This is a genomic window from Dyella sp. (assembly GCF_035685805.1).
GTDB lineage: Bacteria > Pseudomonadota > Gammaproteobacteria > Xanthomonadales > Rhodanobacteraceae > Dyella_A.
Genome location: NZ_DASSAB010000013.1, coordinates 18,310 through 34,390, shown reverse-complemented (window position 1 = coordinate 34,390; position 16,081 = coordinate 18,310). Strand labels below are relative to the sequence as shown.

Here is a 16,081-nt window from a genome sequence, read left to right as displayed (position 1 = left end):
GCGCGCAAAAGCACCATCAAGGGCCACCGCAAATCCGTGGCGACAGTTGAAAGAGCAGGCAGAGAGAACGCACGAGATGGAAAGAGTACGCGTCCTGGTGGTCGATGATTCCGCACTTGTGCGGAAGCTGATGTCGACCATGCTCTCGGTCGACCCGCGCATCGAAGTGGTGGGTACGGCGGCCGATCCGCTGATTGCCCGCGACAAGATCAAGCAGCTCAACCCCGACGTGCTCACGCTGGACGTGGAGATGCCGCGCATGGACGGCATCACTTTCCTCGAGAACCTGATGCGGCTGCGGCCGATGCCGGTGGTGATGGTGTCCACGCTGACCGCCGAAGGCGCCGACGTGACGCTGCGCGCGCTGGAGCTGGGCGCGGTCGACTTTTTCACCAAACCGGGCAACGACCTCGCCAACACTTTCGCCGACGGCGCCCAGGAAATCTGCGCCAAGGTGATTGCCGCCGCCGGCGCCAAGCCGCGCATGCGCACCGAGGTGCGCAAGCTCGACGTGCCGCCGCGGCTGTCCGCCGATGCGGTACTGCCGCGCGCTACCGGTGCGGGGACCCGCGCGGGCAGCCCGATCATCGCCATCGGCGCCTCCACCGGCGGCACCGAGGCGATCCGCGTGGTGCTGGAGCAGATGCCGCCGGATGCGCCGCCGATCCTGATTACCCAGCACATCCCCGCCGCCTTCAGCGGCCCGTTCGCCGCGCGCATGAACAACTGCTCGGCGATGCGCGTATGCGAGGCGCAGGACGGCCAGCCGATCCAGCCGGGGCATGCCTACATCGCGCCGGGCAGCCAGCACCTGCTGGTGATGTGGGACGGCGCCAAGCACGTGTGCCGGCTGCACGACGGCCCGGCGGTGAACCGGCACAAGCCCAGCGTGGATGTGCTGTTCCGTTCGATGGCCGCCAGCGCCGGCGCCGCCACCGTCGCCGCGCTGCTCACCGGCATGGGCGACGACGGCGCCCGCGGGCTGCTGGAGCTGAGCCAGGCCGGCGCCGCCACGCTGGTGCAGGACGAAGATTCATCGGTGGTGTGGGGCATGCCCGGCGCCGCCTGGAAGCTGGGGGCGGCGCGCGAGGCGCTGCCGCTGGACCGCATTGCCGCACGCCTGCTCACGCTGGCGCGCCAACCCCTCAAGAGCGCCGCTGGCGCGTGACCGAGCACTAGACCATGGCTGCCATCTTCTCCTTTTTCCAATCGCGCCTCGTCGCCGGCCTGCTGGCCAGCACGGGGGCCCTGCTGCTGTGCCTGATCTGGCACCCGGTGTGGCTGGCGCCGCTGCTGGTGATTGCACTGACCGGCGTGTGGATCATCGAAAGTCGCCGCGTGCCCGCGCCGGAACCGGTGACGGTATCGGCGGTGGACCATGCCGCGCCGGTGCGCGAGGCGCTGGAAGACGTGCGCGGCGCGCTGGTCGACGAGCTCGGCCACGCCACCCGCGAGCTGCACCAGGCGATGGACCTGCTGCGCGATGCGGTGCTGGAACTGGGCGGCGGCTTCGACGGCCTGTCGCGCAAGACCGGCCAGCAGCAGTCGCTGCTCAAGCAGATCATCGGCGTGCAGAACGGCGAGGTGTCGGTGCAGGATTTTGCCGGCCGCACCGCCGACCTGCTCGAGCACTTCGTCGGCATGATCGTGCACATGTCGCGTGAGAGCCTGCGCATCGTCTACCGCATCGACGGCATGGCGAAGGAGATGGACGCGGTGTTCGGCCTGCTGAAGAACGTCAACACCATCGCCGAGGAAACCAACCTGCTCGCGCTCAATGCCTCGATCGAGGCGGCGCGTGCCGGTGAGGCCGGCCGCGGCTTTGCGGTGGTGGCCGGCGAGATCCGCAACCTGGCCAGCCACTCCAACCAGTTCAACGAGCAGATCGGCAGCCACGTCGAACGTGCCCGCGGGGCGATGGAGCAGCTGCGCGGCCTGGTCGGCGCAATGGCCTCGCAGGATCTGAACGTGGCGCTGTCGGCCAAGGGCGGTATCGACGCGATGATGGCGCACGTCACCGAAAGCGACGCGCGCACCACCGCGGTGGCCGACCAGGTGGTGGAGATCAACCGCGGCCTGGGCAGCGACGTGGCCACCACCGTGCGCTCGCTGCAGTTCGAGGACATTCTCAGCCAGCTGATCAACCAGACCCGCACGCGCCTGGTCGAGCTGCAGGAAGTGACCGCCGAATGCACCCGCGACATCGAAAGCCTGGCCAGCAACCCCGTGGACGCCGCCGCCCGCGCCGAGCAGGTGCGCAGCCGCCTGGCGATCCAGCGCGAGAAGGCGCGCCTGCGTGCGCGCGGTCCGGCGCTGCAGAGCTCGATGGAAGCCGGCGAAATCGAACTCTTTTGAGGACTGACCCATGAGCCTGACCGTCCACCACGACAGCGAAAACGACTGCCTGACCCTGCAACTGGGCGAGCGCTTCGACTTCACCGTGCACCGCGATTTCCACGACGCCTGCCTCGCTGCCGAGGGACGCGCGCGCAGCTACATCGTCGATCTCAGCGACGTCACCAGCATGGACAGCTCCGCGCTCGGCATGCTGCTGCTGCTGCGCGAGCACGCCGGCGCCGATCGTGCCGAGATCCGCATCGTCAACGCCGGCAGCGAGCTGCGTAACACCTTCAAGGTGGCCGGCTTCGACAAGCTGTTCGTGCTGCACTGAGGCGGCTTAGGTTCCGGCACGCCCAAGCGCTGGCGGCGCCCGGTGAGCTCTGGCATGGTGCGAGATGCCGAGGCCAGGGCAGGCAGTGTGCATTTCCGGCGCCGCGGATCAGGGAGGTATGCGATGTCCCGATTCACATGGCTGGCCAGCCTCGTGCTGGCCTTTGCTTTTTTCGCCGCGCGTGCCGGTGAGGCTGCGCAGCCGGTACGCATCCCGATCGTGCTGAAGGGTGGCCTGCCGACGGTGCGGGCGACGATTGCGGGACAGCCCGTCACGCTGGTGCTGGATGCGGGCAACTATCAGGTCGTGGGGCTGAAGACGGCCGTGCTGGGGCGGCTGCCGATCCAGTTCACCGGCGACGCGGAGTCGTTTGCCGATGCCGATGGCCGGTTGCTCACTTCGCGCCTCTTCCACGCCGAACATCTGCAGGCGGGCGGGCTCGTCGCCACGCAATTCGACGGCAACGAGCTGGCCGGCGCGCACGGCAAGGCGGCGCTGCCCGCCGACGGGCTGATCGGTTTCGGGCTGCTGGGGCGCTACCAGATGGTGTTCGACGAAGCCGGCGGCGAGCTACGGCTGTATCCGGCCTCAGTCCCGGGCGTGCTGAAGGCGGAGTGCGGCAACGAGGGAGGCCCGCTGCGCATGGAGCGGGGCGTGATGGTGTCCGACGTGCAGACCGAGCTCGGCCCGTTGCGCGTGCAGTGGGACAGCGGCAGCGCCGCGAGCGTGCTGCGTCCGTCGGCGGTAGCTGGGCGGGTCAAGGACGCTGACCTGCTGCGTCGGCTCAGCTTCCGCCAGTTCGACGTGGCCGGGCAGCCTGCCGGTGCTCATGGGTTTGTGCTGCGGCAGTTCCAGGCGCCGGACGTGGATGCGGTGCTGGGCGCCGGCTTCTTCTCAAAGCACATCGTGTGTCTGGATCCGTCGCGCGGGCGCGTCGCATTCCGCTGAGCGGGTGCTGCACGGCAAAAGAAAACGGGGCCTCGCGGCCCCGTTTGCTACTTGGCAGTGGTGTTGGCGTTGGCTTACCAGCTACGCACCGACGCGATGCTCACGGTGTAGGTGGCCATGTCGGACGAGTAGCGGAACAGGCGGCCCAGGTCGAACTCGACCGTCTGGCCCGGCGCAATGTTGGTGGTGCCGGCGGGCCAGCCCTTCTTTTCCTGGATCACGCGGCCGTTGGCATCCTTGGCGGCGATGCTGATCTGCGCGGCGGCAGCTTCGGCGCAGTGGTTCATCACCTGGCCCTTCATGCTCATGCGTGCGCCCTGGACGACCTTGAAGTCCTGGATGGCGAAATCGGTCGGCGCGCAGGCGGCGTGTGCAGCGAGCGGGGCCAGCATCAGCACGGCGGAGGCGAGCAGGGTTTTCATGGGCGGGGTTCCCTCGGGTGATTGGAGTCGATGCCCTAGGAATCGACCCCACCCGCGATTTCTTTAGGCCGGGATCACCTGTCGCATGTGATGCACATCACATTTTGGCGGCTCTCAGGCCGGCGTATCGCCGCGGCCGTGGTCGAGGAACCACAGCCCGGCGAACAGCTTGGGGTCGATCGAATAGCCTTCGGCGGCGCGGGCGAACAGCCAGGCGCCGGCCTCGCGGCGCGGCACCTCGTGCACCACGATGTCCTCGCTCGCGTCACCGCCGCCTTCGCCCACCTTGACCAGGTCCCAGGCGCGCACGAAGGCAATCATCTCGGTGCTCATGCCGGACGACGACGGCCCGGCGTGCAGGAACTCCACCCGTCCGCAGCGATAACCGGTTTCCTCCTCCAGCTCGCGTACTGCGGCGATCATCGCACCCTCGTCGGCCTGGTCTGCCAGGTCGCCGACCAGCCCGGCGGGCATCTCGATGGTGTGCTGCAGGATCGGCACGCGGTACTGCTCGACGAACAGGATGCGGTCCTCGGGCGTGACCGCGAGGATGATCACTGCGCCACCGGGATTGTTGCGCTCGGCATATTCCCAGCGACCGCGCTGGCGCAGGCTCAGCCAGCGGCCCTGGTGCAGGGTCTGCACGGGATCGTGCGCGTCGGCCGGGACGCGGCGGGTGGTGGGATCGTTCATTCCTCGGGCTTCCGGTGGCGGCGATCCCGGCATGGTGGCGCGCGGACGCGGCAACGACAACCGCGCGCGCCGTTCGCCCACGTCAGCCGGTCAGCGCACGCAGTCGCGCCCGCGTCAGCGGACCGAAGCGCAGCTGTTCGCACAGCATCTCCAGCGCATCGGCGCGGCCGCCCTGGTGGCGCAGCGCATCGGGGTGGGGCGGTACTGGGGCATCCAGCGCGATCCGCGTGAGCCGCCGATACAGCAGTGCCTGCTGTCCGTGCTCGCGCAGTCGCAGCGCGCAGGCGGCGGCACCGCGCAGGCGCAGGAACGGCACCTCGTCGATGCGCTCGAGCAGGCTTTCCAGGTTGCCGAAGTGGGCCAGCAGGCTGGCGGCCGTCTTGGCGCCGATGCCCGGTACGCCGGGGATGTTGTCCACGGCATCGCCGCACAGCGCCAGGTAGTCCGCTACCTGGTGTGGGTGCACGCCGAGCCGCTCGTGCACGCCGGAGGGTCCCCAGCGCACATTGCGGGCGAAGTCCCACTGCTCGTCGTGCTCGCCCAGCAACTGGCCGAAGTCCTTGTCCGCCGAAACCACCACGCTGGGCACGCCGTGGCTGCGCAAGGTCCACAGGGCGCTGCCGATCAGGTCGTCGGCTTCGTAGCTGTGGTCGATCATCACCGGCACGCCAAGCGCCTCGGTGATTTCGCGGCAGCGGATGAACTGGCGTTCCAGATCCGGTGGCGGCAGCTCGCGGTTGGCCTTGTAGGGCGGGTAGATCGCATTGCGGAACGAGCTGGTGAGCGACGCATCGAACGCCACCGCCACGCGCGCCGGACGTACCTTCTCCAGCAGCTCGCACAGGAACCGGGTGAAGCCGTGCACGGCGTTGACCGGGTGGCCGTCGACGTCATGGAAGGCGTCCGGCATCGAGTGCCAGGCGCGGAACACGTAAAGGCTGCCGTCGATGAGGTGGGCCGACGGGTGGCCGTCGGCGCTCAAGGCGATTCGGCCCACTCGGTGAGCAGCGAGGACACCGGCGGGCGATCGCGGTCGGGTACCTCCAGCTGCGGCGTGCCGACATGCACGAAACCGATCACCTGCTCGTTGGCAGCCAGCCCCAGCAGCGCGGCAACCACTTCGTCATAGGCGGCCCAGCCGGTCAGCCACTGTGCGCCGAAGCCAAGCGCACTGGCCCCCAGCAGCAGGTTGTAGGCGACGCAGCCGGCGGTGAGCTGCTGTTCCACCGGCGGCACCGAACTGCCCGCGTCGATCCGTGCCACCACCACGATCACCAGCGGGGCGAAGGTGTAGCGGCCACGCTCCTTCTCGCGCTTGGCCTCGGACAGATCTGGTTGGCGCTCAACCGCCCGCGCCGCCAGCCGTTCGCCGAAACGCAGCTTGTGGCGATCGCGCAGGGTGATCAGCCGGAATGGCACCAGCTTGCCGTGGTCGGGCACGCGCACCGCCGCCTCGAGCAGCGCGGCCAGCGCGGCTGCATCGGGTGCCGGCTCGCCGAGTTGCCGCGACGGCGCCGAATGACGCTGGTGGAGCAGGGCGAGGGCGTCGGTCGGAGATGGGTTCATGCGTGACTCGTGATGGTGGGGCGACGGGCGGTACCCGCGGCGGCGCGCGGCGCGCGGATCAGCGGTGGCCGGGCAGGGTGAACGAGCCGGGCAACAGCGCGGCCACCGTGGTGTGCTCCACGTCGCCGGCAAGGTTGCCCAGCAGCACCGGCATCGCCGCGTCGCACAGCTCGGCCATCACCTGGCGGCAGGCGCCGCAGGGGCTGACCGGGCCGGGCGTGTCGGCGATGACGGCGAGGCGGGCGAAATCGCCGGGGCGGCAGCCGGCAGCCACGGCACTGAACAGCGCCGTGCGCTCGGCGCAGTTGCACAGTCCGTAGGCCGCGTTCTCCACGTTGCAACCGGCGAAGCGGCGGCCGTCGTGGGTTACCGCCACGGCGCCGACCTGGAACCGGGAGTAGGGCGCGTAGGCAAGCTCGCGGGCATCGCGGGCGGCAAGCAGCAGGTCGTCGACAGGCAGGATCGTAGCGGCCATCTGGGTCTCCGGGTGACCCCGCGGGCGGCCTCGCCGGTCACCGTTGGCGGGCCAGTCTACTGCGCGGCGGCGGGCGGTTCATACCGCCGCGGGCGGGCGCTGCAGGGCGCCGGGAGGCAGTCGCCAAGCGCCGGGTGGCGCACTACGATGCCCGGACTTATCCAGCGGGGAAAGCATGATGCCGATCACTGTGGCCGCTTTGCGCGAGACTGCCGCCGGCGAACGGCGGGTGGCGATCACCCCGGAGATGGCAAAGAAGATGCACGCCCGCGGCTGGCGCGTGATGCTGGAGCGCGATGCAGGCGCCTCGGCCGGGTTCCCCGATGGCGTCTACGCCGACGCCACGTTCGGATCGGCTGCCGAGGTATGCGCCCAGGCCGACGTGCTGGCCTGCGTGCTGCCGCCGCAGGATGCCGTGTTCGGCCAGTTGCGCGAGCGGGCGACGGTGGTGGGGCAGCTGCGTCCCTACGGCGCCGACGCGCGCTTGGCCGCCATGGCCGCGCGCGGGCTCAGCGCCTTTTCGCTCGAACTGCTGCCGCGGACCACGCGCGCCCAGGCGATGGACGTGCTGAGCTCGCAGGCTGCGGTAGCGGGTTACCGCGCCATGCTGATCGCCGCCGAAGCGGCACCGAAGTTCTTTCCCATGCTGACCACCGCGGCCGGCACCATCCGTCCGTCGCGGGTGCTAGTGATCGGCGCGGGCGTGGCCGGGCTGCAGGCGATCGCCACCGCGCGCCGGCTGGGCGCGCAGACAGAGGGTTACGACGTGCGCCCGGAAACGCGCGAACAGGTGGAGTCGCTGGGAGCGAAATTCCTGCAGGTGGGCGTGAGTGCTGCGGGTACCGGCGGTTACGCACGCGAGCTGTCGGCCGAGGAGCGCGCCGCGCAGCAGCAGGCACTGGCCGAGCACCTGAAGGTCTTCGACGTGGTTGTGAGCACGGCGGCCGTCCCGGGCCGGCCTGCGCCGAAGATCCTCACCGCTGCCATGGTGCAGGGCATGAAGCCCGGCGCACTGATCGTGGACCTGGCCGCCGAAAGTGGTGGCAACTGCGAGCTGACGCGCCCGGGCGAGCGGGTGGAGCACGGCGGCGTCACCATCATCGGACCGTTGAACCTGCCGGCCGGTGCGCCCCTGCACGCGTCGGAAATGTACGCGCGCAACGTGTTCAATTTCCTCGAGCTGCTGGTCAAGAACGACGCGCTGGCGCCGGACTACGACGACGAACTAGTCGCCAAGAGCTGCCTGACCCGCGACGGCACGGCGCAGTTCACCGGCTGAGCCGGACCCGCCCGGCACCGGACTGACGCCCCGGTTTGCGGGGCGTTTGCGGTTACGCGTTCAGGGTGTGTCGCCCGCGGGTGCGGTGTAGCGGTTCTCGCGCAGCCACTGCTGGCGCTGCTCGATGGTCTGCGAGCGCCATTGCCTGAGCAGCCGCTCGCGCTGTGCCGGCGGCAGCTGCTGAAAGCGCTGGTAGGCCTGGTGCAACTGATCGCGCTGCGCTGGCGGCAAGCGGTGGAACTTGCGCATGTTCTCGCGTGCCAGCTTGCGCTGTCCCGGCGTCATCTGGTGCCAGCGTGCGATCCGCTCGCGGATCTTGTCGCGCTCCGTCGGCGGCAGCGTCAGCCAGTGGCGGCTCTTGTCCAGCATGTGCGATTGCTTGCGTGGCGGCAGCGCATCCCAGTCCGCCCGCAGCGGCGCGAGCAGCTCACGCTGTTCGGCGGACAGGCTGCTCCACGGCCGCGCGGACGCAGCCGCCGGCGCTTGCTGCGCGCTGGCCGGCGACAGCGCGCCGGCCAGCGCCAGCACGGCCAGCAGAACGAAGGCGCCAACGCGGTGCGGACGGATCATGGCTTCGGCCGCGCCGGTGGCGGCCGATCGTTTGCCGCCAGCCAGCCGTAGAAATCGAGGTTCTGGTAGAGCGCCGGATCGGCACTATCCGCGTCCGGCGGGAGCTCGTTGTCTTCGCCGGTCGGGTTGGTGGTCACGACCGGCTGCGGCGCGGCGCTGCGGTGCCGCGGCGGCCACGCCATCAAGCTGGCCAGCGCCAGCACGGCGAAGGCGCCGGCAGGCAGCAGCAGCCGCGTCAGTCGTGGGCCGGGCACGGCCGCAGCCAGCGCATCGCGCCGGGCCTGCGCCAGGCGTCGCGCCATGGCCGGATCGAGCTCGCGGCCGGCCTGCCGGTAGGCGGCGCGGGCGCGCTGCTGGATCGATGTGTCGGGCGAAGTCATCGCCATTCCTCCAGTTGGTCGCGCAGGTGGTGCATGGCGCGCGACAGATGGGTTTTCACGCTGCCTTCGGAACATCCCATGGCACGGGCGGTGTCGGCCACGTCCAGCCCTTCGAGCACGCGCAGCATGAACGCTTCGCGCTGGCGTCGGGGCAAGCCCTTCACCGCGTGCGCGATGTCGCGGTAGGCCTGCGTATCCTGCAGCCGGTCCGCGGGCCCCGGCGAGCGATCCGCCGGCTCCCACGCCGGCAGCTCGTCGCCATCGCCGTCGCGTCCGCCGCCGAGCCAGCCGACCACGATCGAGCGCACCTTGCGTCGGCGCTGCAAGTCGACGATGCGCCGGCGCAGGATGCCCCAGAACAGCGGGCTCCATTCCGCCGCGGGCTTCTCGCGGTAGTGCCGCACCAGTCTCAGCATGGCGTCCTGCACCGCGTCGAAAGCGTCCTCGCGGTGCCCCAGCTGCAACTCCGCCATGCGGAAAGCGCGCCGCTCGACGTCCGCCAGAAACGCATCGAGCGATACCGGCAGCGGACGCGCGGCCGCTTCGCCTGCCACGGTGCCGTCACCCAGCGCGGTGGCGAGGCTGTTCACGGGCGCGGCCTGCGCGCGGTCCGCTGGCTCATGGTCGGTGTCCATCGGTTCGATTCCAGCACTCAACGCGGCAGGCTCGCACGCGTTGACGGGCGACCGTATGATGCGGAAACCACGCCGTTCCGGCAGGGAGGGGTCATGATCGACGGGTTCCTGGCGCTCTACATCTTCATGTTGGCGGCGTTCACCGGGTACGAAATCATCGCGCGGGTGCCGGTGATCCTGCACACGCCGCTGATGTCCGGCTCCAACTTCATCCACGGCATTGTGCTGGTGGGCGCGATGATCGCGCTAGGGCACGCGCAAACCACATTCGAGACCGTCATCGGCTTCATCGGCGTGCTGCTGGGCGCCGGCAACGCCGCCGGCGGCTACGTGGTGACCGAGCGGATGCTGGAGATGTTCAAGTCGAGCAAGCCCGGCGGCAGCAAGTCCGGGGGGAGCCACTGATGACCTGGCTGCCGACCCTGATCAAGGCGTGCTACTTCGTGGCCGCGCTGCTGTTCATCCTGGGCCTCAAGCGCATGAGTTCGCCGCGCACCGCGCGCGGCGGCATCGTGTGGGCCGGCTACGGCATGTTGCTGGCCGTGCTGATCACCTTCGCCCTGCCGCAGATCCACAATCGCGCACTGATCGGCGTGGCGGTGCTGCTGGGCGTGTCGGCGGCCTGGTGGACCGGCAAGCGGGTGGCAATGACCGACATGCCGCAGATGGTGGCGCTCTACAACGGCATGGGTGGTGGTGCGGCAGCGGCGATCGGTGCGGTCGAACTGGTCGGCTACGCCGGCAGCGCCGTGGTGCTGCTGGATGGCGCCCACTTCAGCGCCGATCCGGCGGCGACGCCGGCCACGGCACAGCTGGCACTGGCGGTGCTCGGCGCATTGATCGGTGCGGTGAGTTTCTCCGGGTCGCTGATCGCCTTTGCCAAGTTGCAGGGCTGGCTGGACCGGCGGTTCGTGTTCGCTGGCCAGCGCGTGATCAACATGGTGGTGCTCGCGCTGGCGGTGGTCTGCGGCGCGATGCTGGTGGCGGGGCACCTCACGGTGCCGTTGATCGCGGCGTTCTTCGGGTTGTCGCTGCTGTTCGGGCTGATGATGACGCTGCCGATCGGCGGCGCCGACATGCCGGTGGTGATCTCGCTGTACAACGCCTTCACCGGGCTGGCGGTGGCGTTCGAGGGGTTCGTGCTGGGCAACGAGGCGATGATCATCGCCGGCACCGTGGTCGGCGCGGCCGGCACGCTGCTCACCCAGCTGATGGCCAAGGCAATGAACCGCTCGATCGGCAACGTGCTGTTCGGCAGCTTCGGCGCCGCCGCCGGCGGCGAGGCACAGGCAATCGCCGGCAGCCAGAAGGCGATCGAGGCCAGCGACGCGGCGGTGATGATGGCGTACGCCGAGCGCGTGGTGATCGTGCCCGGCTACGGTATGGCCGTGGCGCAGGCGCAGCACAAGGTATGGGAACTGGCCAAGCTGCTGATCGAGCGCGGGGTGAAGGTGCGTTTCGCGATCCATCCGGTGGCCGGGCGCATGCCCGGGCACATGAACGTGCTGCTGGCCGAGGCCGGCGTGCCGTACGACCTGATCGTGGACATGGAAGACATCAACCCGGAGTTCCCCAACACCGACGTGGCGCTGGTGATCGGCGCCAACGACGTGGTCAATCCGCTGGCCAAGACCGATCCGGCCTCACCGATCTACGGCATGCCGATCCTGGACGTGTCGGCGGCGAAGAATGTCATCGTCATCAAGCGCGGGCGCGGCACCGGCTTTGCCGGTATCGAGAATGCGCTGTTCTACGCCGACAACGCGCGCATGCTCTACGGCGACGGACAGGCGGCAGCGGGCGAGCTGGTGGCGGCGCTGAAGACGCTGGAGAGCTGACTCAACCCCTGATGGTGCGGGGGCGGCGGCAGCGCCAGGCCAGTGCGGCAGAGATCGCCGCGCCGCTGGCCACCCACAGCAGTTGCCCCGCGGTCAACGACAGCCGCGTGAGCGACCAAAGCATGGATGCGCCGGCGACGCGCATGGCCTCGGTCAGGCCCAGATCCATGTTGCCCGCCAGCTTGGCCGCCACGATCAGCACGCTGACGTAAGCGGCCGCAAGCACGGTCGCACCGGCAGCCAGCCACGGCGCCCAGACGCGCGGCGTTACCCAGCGGGCGACCGCCCAACCCAGCAGCGCGCCGAGTGGCCAGGCCAGCCACGGCAGGCGCGTCTGCAGGTAGGCCGTGGGCAACATCCACAGCGCGCCCGCGGCAAGGCCAAGCATGCCCGCGCTGAGCAAGGCGAAGATCGCGGCAAAGGCGGCGCGCAGCCGCGTCACGGGGCGCGGCGCCGGGGCTGAGACTGCGTCACGGCATGGGTCCGGGGCAAAACGCACATGATAGCGCGCCGCTCCCGCGCCTTGATTCCCGCCTGCGGCAACCCGACGTGATGCGATGGTCGATCCGGGCGGCGTGGCGCCGCGGCCGGGCATAATAGGCATCCGGCGCCCTCCGGGCGTGGACGCATCAACAGGATAGGCATGAGCGGTTTCAGTCTGAGCAGCGAACCTTTCACCCTCGAGCGGGACTGCAACGCCGTGATGGTGCCGCAGGGCGAGATCGTGGTGCTGCCGGCAGGCCAGATCGGCTACATCACCCAGGCGCTCGGCGGCAGCTTCACCGTGTACGTGGAGGGCAACCTGTTCCGTATTGCGGGCAGCGAGGCCGACGCTCTGGGCAAGGAGCCGCCGCCGGCGATCGAGCTGCCGGCCAACGCCAGCGACGACGATGTCGAGCAGCTGGTGTGGCAGCAACTGCGTACCGTGTTCGACCCGGAAATTCCGATCAACGTGGTGGAGCTGGGGCTGGTCTACGACGTGAGCCTGGAGAGCGCTGCGCAGGATCAGCGCAAGGTGTACGTCAAGATGACGCTCACCGCGCCGGGGTGTGGCATGGGCGACATCCTCGTCGACGACGTACGCACCAAGATCGAGCTCATCCCCACGGTGGCCGAGGCCGACGTCGACCTGGTGTTCGACCCGCCGTGGAACCACTCGATGATGTCCGACGCCGCCAAGCTCGAGACCGGCATGCTCTGAGCACGCTCCTGGCGCGCGTGGACACGGCGTTGCGCGCTCCCAACGGGCGCAAAGGTTTCTTCGGCAGCGGCCTTCCAGGCGGCATTGGCATGTGCTTTCTGCGCCTGGGCAGGCGGCAGCGCCGCAAGAATTTGCCGCTGCTTGATCACGATCACACTTCAGCGCGCCGTTCGGCGCCGCAAGGTTTTGCGTCGCAGGAAATCAAAAGCCTGCAAGACCTTGTCTTGGCTTGCGCCGGCACCGGTGCCGCCACGCGGGCAGGGCGTTAAGTCGCTGCCCCCATAGGAATTATTCACCTTGTTGCTGTCCTCCGCGGCGCCTATGGTCGGTAGGTCCGTTGGCGGGGAGGTTGACGGATGATCCTGTGGAGGCCGTAGGCGTTTTCTGGCTTCCGTTCGGTGATCCATCGCAGCCCGGGCAGGAAGCGACGGGGGGAGGCCGCGGTAGATCGACAGGCATCGCTCGACAAGCCAAGCGAACTAGGAAGCCACGCTGGGAAGTGTGGCAACTCATAAATGGAGCTGATGCAGCCGGTGCACGGTCGTCAGTTCCGATAATGTCCAGGAGTCAGCAATGCAGAGCAGTCTTCGTTTGAAAGTACTGGTCGCCGCGATCGGCATGGCCACGGCGTCCGTCGCCACCGCCGCCACCACGCACAGCCTTCACGCCCAGAATCTTGCCGGTGTCCCCGCAGCGTCGCTGTCGGCCCATTTCGGCCTCGGCGCCAATAGTGCGCTGGTCGCGCGCAGCTCGGTCGCCATCGCCAACGGTCGCCACGTGGTTCGCCAGCAGCAGATGTATCGCGGCGTGCCGGTGTACGGCCGCAGTGTCGCCGTGGTGCAGGACGCCAACGGCCATGCTCTGCGCGCCACCGGCGAGCTGGCACAGAACCTGGATTCGGACCTGGTGTCGGTGGTGCCGCACCTGACCGGCGCCAAGGCGATCAGCGCACTCCAGGCGCATGCCCACACCTCGCTGGCGGGCGGCGCCCGCATGAGCAACCCGCAGGCCGACCTGTTCGTCTACCCGCAGGACAACGGCCCGGCCCGCCTGGTCTATCGCACCTCGTACGTGGTCAGCGGCAACGGCCAGCCGTCGCGCCCGACCGCGATCATCGACGCCAACACGGGCGAGGTGATCCAGAGCTGGAACGGCCTGACCTACGCCAGTGCTACCGGCCCCGGCGGTAACCAGAAGACCGGCCAGTACACCTACGGCACCGACTACGCAGCGCTCGACGTGACGCAGTCCGGCAGCACCTGCACGCTCAACAACACCAACGTGGTGACGTACAACCTCAACCGCGGTACCAGCGGCGGGTCGATCGTCAGCTTCACCTGCCCCAACAGCAACACCGACGCAGTCAACGGCGCCTACTCGCCGGTGAACGACGCCCACCACTTCGGTGGCGTGGTGCACGACATGTACCAGGCCTACACCGGCGCGCCGCCGCTCAACATCAAGCTGCGCATGAACGTGCACTACAAGAGCAACTACGAGAACGCGTTCTGGGACGGCACCGCAATGTATTTCGGTGACGGCGCCAGCACCTTCTATCCGCTGGTGTCGCTGGACGTGACCAGCCACGAGATCAGCCACGGCTACACCGAGCAGAACTCGGGCCTGCAGTACACCGGCCAGTCCGGCGGCATGAACGAGGCGTACTCGGACATCGCCGGCGAAGCGGCGGAGTTCTATGACCGTGGCGCCGCCGACTTCCTGGTGGGTCGCGACATCGTCAAGACCAGTGCCGGCATTGGCGACGCGTTGCGCTACATGTGCAACCCGCCGCAGGACGGTGGCTCGATCGACAACGCCGCCAACTACAACTCCGGCCTGGACGTGCATTACTCGTCGGGCGTCTACAACAAGGCGTTCTGCCTGCTCGCCAAGACCAGCGGCTGGGACGTGAAGAAGGCGTTCCAGGTGTTCGCGCTGGCCAACAAGTCGTACTGGACAGCCACCTCCACCTTCAACTCCGGCGCCTGCGGCGTGGAGTCGGCGGCGACCGATTTGGGCTACAGCGCGGCCAACGTGGCCACGGCGTTCTCCGGCGTGGGCGTGACCTGCCCCAGCGGCGGTGGCGGCGGCGGTGGTGGCGGTACCACGGCCGAGCTGCAGAACAACGTGGCAGTGACCGGCGTCAGCGCGGCCACGGGGGCGGACAACGACTTCTTCATCACGGTGCCGTCGGGCGCGACCAACCTGGTGATGTCGATCTCCGGCGGTACCGGTGATGCTGACCTGTACACCAAGGCCGGCAGTGCGCCGACCACCTCCAGCTACGACTGCCGCCCGTATAAGACCGGCAACTCCGAAAGCTGCACGGTGGCCTCGCCGGTGGCGGGCAAGTACTACCTGAAGGTCCACGGCTACGCCGCGTACTCCGGTGTGACGGTGAAGGCTTCCTACACCGCCGGCGGCGGTGGTGGCGGCGGTGGCACCGGCGGCTCGGTCAGCCTGCCGACGGTGAGCACGGGTGGTGTTTCCACCACTTACACCCAGGCCGTCTCCGCCGGTCATACGGTGACCATCTCGATCTCCGGTGGTACCGGCGATGCGGATCTGTACGTGAAGGCGGGCAGTGCACCGACGACGTCCAGCTACAACTGTCGTCCGTACAAGACCGGCAACAACGAGAGCTGCACGTTCACGCCGAGCAGCAACACCACGTACTACATGAACGTGCGTGCGTACCAGACGTACTCGGGCGTCACCCTGACCACGACGGTCAATTGATCCTCACGATCCGCATGTGAGGTGCAGACGGAAAACCCCGGCTTAGGCCGGGGTTTTCTTTTTCCTGAGCAGGAAGATTTTCTCGTGCGCGACCGCGCGTCATGCGGCCAGCCGCGCCCGCGTGACGGATTCAGCCGACGGGTTCGAACCGATTTGCGTCGCGGTTCTTGCGCACCTTCGAAGGATCCCAGACGCGCCCGTTCATGGTGATGTACACGCCGTCCGGCAGGGTCTGCACGGCGGCGACGGCGCATCCGATATTGAACACCGCATCGGAGCCCTGGAAGCGGGCCGGATTCAGCGCGCCGGTGAGCACGATCACCTTGCCCGGCACGCCCGCCAGCACCTGGGCGGTTTCCACCATGGTGTCGGTGCCGTGGGTGACCAGCACGTGTCGATGCGGCTGGGCCTCGATGGTGGAGCGGATCAGCGCGCGGTCCTCCTCGGTGACATGCAGGCTGTCCTTGCGCAGGATCGGGATCACGTCGTACTGGAACGCGACGCCAAGCTGGCCGAGGATGTCGCCGATCTGTGGCGCGCCGATCTTGTAGTCCGACTTGTCGTCGAAGTAGATCTTGTCGATCGTGCCGCCGGTGGTGACGATGGTCAGATGCTGCATGGTGGAGGCCGCTGGAGGGAATCGCGGCATTTTAGCCCGGCTGGT

The 16,081-nt window shown here is 68.7% G+C and carries 20 protein-coding genes; 10 read left to right on the top strand and 10 right to left on the bottom strand.

Annotated features, from left to right (window positions below; translation table 11 throughout):
• Positions 1-76: 76 nt before the first annotated feature.
• The 4 genes from cheB (at position 77) to VFG40_RS02495 (ending at position 3,619) form a co-directional block, all read left to right on the top strand.
• Positions 77-1,168 (top strand): protein-glutamate methylesterase/protein-glutamine glutaminase, encoded by a 1,092-nt coding sequence (cheB, locus tag VFG40_RS02510; protein ID WP_324894552.1) that lies wholly within the window; start codon positions 77-79, stop codon positions 1,166-1,168.
• 14 nt (positions 1,169-1,182) lie between these two features.
• Entirely contained in the window at positions 1,183-2,355 is a 1,173-nt protein-coding gene (locus VFG40_RS02505) for a methyl-accepting chemotaxis protein (protein WP_324894550.1), read from the top strand.
• Between the two features lie 10 nt (positions 2,356-2,365).
• Positions 2,366-2,671, top strand: coding sequence for an STAS domain-containing protein (locus VFG40_RS02500; RefSeq protein ID WP_324894548.1), 306 nt, complete (start codon positions 2,366-2,368; stop codon positions 2,669-2,671).
• A gap of 123 nt (positions 2,672-2,794) precedes the next feature.
• The gene (locus VFG40_RS02495) at positions 2,795-3,619 is read left to right on the top strand and encodes a hypothetical protein (RefSeq protein ID WP_324894546.1); all 825 of its coding nucleotides are present in this window, start codon (positions 2,795-2,797) and stop codon (positions 3,617-3,619) included.
• 74 nt (positions 3,620-3,693) lie between these two features.
• Here the strand turns inward: VFG40_RS02495 and VFG40_RS02490 are convergent, their stop codons facing one another.
• The 5 genes from VFG40_RS02490 to cdd all read right to left on the bottom strand — a co-directional run bounded on the left by VFG40_RS02490 (position 3,694) and on the right by cdd (position 6,775).
• Positions 3,694-4,041, bottom strand: coding sequence for a hypothetical protein (locus VFG40_RS02490; RefSeq protein WP_324894544.1), 348 nt, complete (start codon positions 4,039-4,041; stop codon positions 3,694-3,696).
• Between the two features lie 114 nt (positions 4,042-4,155).
• Positions 4,156-4,734, bottom strand: coding sequence for an NUDIX hydrolase (locus VFG40_RS02485; RefSeq protein WP_324894542.1), 579 nt, complete (start codon positions 4,732-4,734; stop codon positions 4,156-4,158).
• A gap of 82 nt (positions 4,735-4,816) precedes the next feature.
• Positions 4,817-5,716 (bottom strand): 5'-3' exonuclease, encoded by a 900-nt coding sequence (locus tag VFG40_RS02480; protein ID WP_414649229.1) that lies wholly within the window; start codon positions 5,714-5,716, stop codon positions 4,817-4,819.
• Positions 5,713-6,300, bottom strand: coding sequence for a nitroreductase family protein (locus tag VFG40_RS02475; protein ID WP_324894539.1), 588 nt, complete (start codon positions 6,298-6,300; stop codon positions 5,713-5,715). Before VFG40_RS02475 ends, VFG40_RS02480 begins: the two co-directional genes overlap by 4 nt.
• 58 nt (positions 6,301-6,358) lie before the next feature.
• Positions 6,359-6,775 carry a cytidine deaminase gene (cdd, locus tag VFG40_RS02470; protein ID WP_324894537.1) on the bottom strand — a complete coding sequence of 139 codons (417 nt, stop codon included), beginning with the start codon at positions 6,773-6,775 and terminating at the stop codon, positions 6,359-6,361.
• Positions 6,776-6,953: 178 nt separating this feature from the next.
• Here cdd and VFG40_RS02465 point away from each other — a divergent pair, with 178 nt between their 5' ends.
• Entirely contained in the window at positions 6,954-8,054 is a 1,101-nt protein-coding gene (locus tag VFG40_RS02465) for an NAD(P) transhydrogenase subunit alpha (protein ID WP_324894654.1), read from the top strand.
• A 60-nt stretch (positions 8,055-8,114) separates the two neighbouring features.
• Here VFG40_RS02465 and VFG40_RS02460 read toward each other — a convergent pair whose 3' ends face one another.
• From VFG40_RS02460 to VFG40_RS02450, 3 genes are read right to left on the bottom strand one after another with little or no spacing between them, the layout of a single operon-like run.
• A complete protein-coding gene (locus VFG40_RS02460) occupies positions 8,115-8,624 on the bottom strand; it encodes a DUF3106 domain-containing protein (RefSeq protein WP_324894535.1) in 510 nt (169 codons plus the stop codon).
• The gene (locus VFG40_RS02455; RefSeq protein ID WP_324894533.1) at positions 8,621-9,004 is read right to left on the bottom strand and encodes a hypothetical protein; all 384 of its coding nucleotides are present in this window, start codon (positions 9,002-9,004) and stop codon (positions 8,621-8,623) included. The genes VFG40_RS02460 and VFG40_RS02455 overlap by 4 nt, the downstream gene beginning before the upstream one ends.
• On the bottom strand, positions 9,001-9,639 hold the full coding sequence (locus VFG40_RS02450) for an RNA polymerase sigma factor (RefSeq protein WP_324894531.1): 639 nt from the start codon (positions 9,637-9,639) through the stop codon (positions 9,001-9,003). The genes VFG40_RS02455 and VFG40_RS02450 overlap by 4 nt, the downstream gene beginning before the upstream one ends.
• Positions 9,640-9,732: 93 nt before the next feature.
• Between VFG40_RS02450 and VFG40_RS02445 the strand changes: the two genes are divergently transcribed.
• Together VFG40_RS02445 and VFG40_RS02440 are read left to right on the top strand one after the other, a co-directional pair.
• Positions 9,733-10,044 (top strand): NAD(P) transhydrogenase subunit alpha part 2, encoded by a 312-nt coding sequence (locus VFG40_RS02445; protein ID WP_324894529.1) that lies wholly within the window; start codon positions 9,733-9,735, stop codon positions 10,042-10,044.
• Positions 10,044-11,477 carry an NAD(P)(+) transhydrogenase (Re/Si-specific) subunit beta gene (locus VFG40_RS02440; protein WP_324894527.1) on the top strand — a complete coding sequence of 478 codons (1,434 nt, stop codon included), beginning with the start codon at positions 10,044-10,046 and terminating at the stop codon, positions 11,475-11,477. Before VFG40_RS02445 ends, VFG40_RS02440 begins: the two co-directional genes overlap by 1 nt.
• Before the next feature lies 1 nt (position 11,478).
• On the opposite strand, the gene VFG40_RS02435 is transcribed toward VFG40_RS02440, so the two are convergent.
• Entirely contained in the window at positions 11,479-11,919 is a 441-nt protein-coding gene (locus VFG40_RS02435; RefSeq protein ID WP_324894525.1) for a hypothetical protein, read from the bottom strand.
• A gap of 201 nt (positions 11,920-12,120) precedes the next feature.
• Between VFG40_RS02435 and sufT the strand changes: the two genes are divergently transcribed.
• The 3 genes from sufT (at position 12,121) to VFG40_RS02420 (ending at position 15,417) form a co-directional block, all read left to right on the top strand.
• A complete protein-coding gene (gene sufT / locus VFG40_RS02430) occupies positions 12,121-12,678 on the top strand; it encodes a putative Fe-S cluster assembly protein SufT (RefSeq protein ID WP_324894523.1) in 558 nt (185 codons plus the stop codon).
• 29 nt (positions 12,679-12,707) lie between these two features.
• Positions 12,708-12,947 carry a hypothetical protein gene (locus VFG40_RS02425; protein WP_324894521.1) on the top strand — a complete coding sequence of 80 codons (240 nt, stop codon included), beginning with the start codon at positions 12,708-12,710 and terminating at the stop codon, positions 12,945-12,947.
• Positions 12,948-13,251: 304 nt separating this feature from the next.
• Entirely contained in the window at positions 13,252-15,417 is a 2,166-nt protein-coding gene (locus VFG40_RS02420) for a M4 family metallopeptidase (RefSeq protein ID WP_324894519.1), read from the top strand.
• A 130-nt stretch (positions 15,418-15,547) separates the two neighbouring features.
• Here VFG40_RS02420 and VFG40_RS02415 read toward each other — a convergent pair whose 3' ends face one another.
• Entirely contained in the window at positions 15,548-16,036 is a 489-nt protein-coding gene (locus VFG40_RS02415) for an asparaginase domain-containing protein (RefSeq protein WP_324894517.1), read from the bottom strand.
• Positions 16,037-16,081: the final 45 nt, after the last annotated feature.

Bases quoted from the DNA above. Each gene is read 5' to 3' on its own strand.
- cheB (WP_324894552.1), top strand. From the start codon at position 77: ATGGAAAGAGTACGCGTCCTGGTGGTCGATGATTCCGCACTTGTGCGG.
- VFG40_RS02505 (WP_324894550.1), top strand. From the start codon at position 1,183: ATGGCTGCCATCTTCTCCTTTTTCCAATCGCGCCTCGTCGCCGGCCTG.
- VFG40_RS02500 (WP_324894548.1), top strand. From the start codon at position 2,366: ATGAGCCTGACCGTCCACCACGACAGCGAAAACGACTGCCTGACCCTG.
- VFG40_RS02495 (WP_324894546.1), top strand. From the start codon at position 2,795: ATGTCCCGATTCACATGGCTGGCCAGCCTCGTGCTGGCCTTTGCTTTT.
- VFG40_RS02490 (WP_324894544.1), bottom strand. From the start codon at position 4,041: ATGAAAACCCTGCTCGCCTCCGCCGTGCTGATGCTGGCCCCGCTCGCT.
- VFG40_RS02485 (WP_324894542.1), bottom strand. From the start codon at position 4,734: ATGAACGATCCCACCACCCGCCGCGTCCCGGCCGACGCGCACGATCCC.
- VFG40_RS02475 (WP_324894539.1), bottom strand. From the start codon at position 6,300: ATGAACCCATCTCCGACCGACGCCCTCGCCCTGCTCCACCAGCGTCAT.
- cdd (WP_324894537.1), bottom strand. From the start codon at position 6,775: ATGGCCGCTACGATCCTGCCTGTCGACGACCTGCTGCTTGCCGCCCGC.
- VFG40_RS02465 (WP_324894654.1), top strand. From the start codon at position 6,954: ATGCCGATCACTGTGGCCGCTTTGCGCGAGACTGCCGCCGGCGAACGG.
- VFG40_RS02460 (WP_324894535.1), bottom strand. From the start codon at position 8,624: ATGATCCGTCCGCACCGCGTTGGCGCCTTCGTTCTGCTGGCCGTGCTG.
- VFG40_RS02455 (WP_324894533.1), bottom strand. From the start codon at position 9,004: ATGACTTCGCCCGACACATCGATCCAGCAGCGCGCCCGCGCCGCCTAC.
- VFG40_RS02450 (WP_324894531.1), bottom strand. From the start codon at position 9,639: ATGGACACCGACCATGAGCCAGCGGACCGCGCGCAGGCCGCGCCCGTG.
- VFG40_RS02445 (WP_324894529.1), top strand. From the start codon at position 9,733: ATGATCGACGGGTTCCTGGCGCTCTACATCTTCATGTTGGCGGCGTTC.
- VFG40_RS02440 (WP_324894527.1), top strand. From the start codon at position 10,044: ATGACCTGGCTGCCGACCCTGATCAAGGCGTGCTACTTCGTGGCCGCG.
- sufT (WP_324894523.1), top strand. From the start codon at position 12,121: ATGAGCGGTTTCAGTCTGAGCAGCGAACCTTTCACCCTCGAGCGGGAC.
- VFG40_RS02420 (WP_324894519.1), top strand. From the start codon at position 13,252: ATGCAGAGCAGTCTTCGTTTGAAAGTACTGGTCGCCGCGATCGGCATG.
- VFG40_RS02415 (WP_324894517.1), bottom strand. From the start codon at position 16,036: ATGCAGCATCTGACCATCGTCACCACCGGCGGCACGATCGACAAGATC.